Raw genomic sequence first — 357 nt, forward strand, 5'->3', positions numbered from 1 at the left:
AATCCCGCCAACTCCAATTACAAAGTACGATTGATGTCTTAAAAAGACAGGCTGAGCAGCGCAGACAGGAGCTGGTAGAAAAGCAGGCGAGGCAACAGCAGCTCAGTCGCAGTTTTGAGCTAAGCAATCAGGAATTGCAAATGTCGGAGCCACTGGTTGCTGCAGGCGTTATGTCAGAAGTGGAATTGCTCAGGCTCAGACGAACGGTTAATGATCTCAAGGGTGAAATGGAGTCTAACCGGTTAGCTATCCCACGAATTCGTTCTTCAATGGATGAAGTACAGCAGAAAATCAATGAAGCAAATACCCGGTTTAAATCTGAAGCCGCCAGAGAACTCAGTGAAGTACGCGCTGCAA

The 357-nt window shown here is 47.3% G+C and carries 1 pseudogene; it reads left to right on the top strand.

The window, feature by feature from the left end:
* A pseudogene (locus B3O33_RS03485) lies at positions 1-357 on the top strand (HlyD family type I secretion periplasmic adaptor subunit); the annotation flags it as partial.

Source organism: Methylophaga sp. UBA1464 (assembly GCF_002325665.1).
Lineage (GTDB): Bacteria > Pseudomonadota > Gammaproteobacteria > Nitrosococcales > Methylophagaceae > Methylophaga.